Raw genomic sequence first — 375 nt, forward strand, 5'->3', positions numbered from 1 at the left:
GCTGAGATGTTAAAAATAACAGATCGAGCAATTGTAAATGCCTATGTCATTAAAAGTGGTAAATCTGAGGAAGAACTTCTTAACATGATGGCTGAAGAAACTTGGATGGGTCCGCAGCAAGCATTAGAAAACAATTTTGCGGATGAAATTATGTTTATGGAGAATCCAGTTAAAATGACAGCTTCAGCTTCTACTGCTGCCATGCTTCCGCAGAAAGTAATCGATGGTTTTAGAAATGGAACAATGAACAAAGGTCAAGGAATTACAAAAGAAGATTTAAACGTAGCATTATCAGGATTAAAAAACGAAATTCTGAATGATTTACAAACAAATACAAATCCAAAAGAGCCTATTCAAGAACCTGTTAATACAAAA

The 375-nt window shown here is 34.4% G+C and carries 1 pseudogene; it reads left to right on the plus strand.

The annotated features are described in order from the left end of the window. Nucleotides 1-375: pseudogene (locus JDS99_RS31095) on the plus strand (head maturation protease, ClpP-related); the annotation flags it as partial.

Origin of the sequence: Bacillus cereus group sp. N6 (assembly GCF_016483705.1) — a bacterium.
GTDB lineage: Bacteria > Bacillota > Bacilli > Bacillales > Bacillaceae_G > Bacillus_A > Bacillus_A wiedmannii.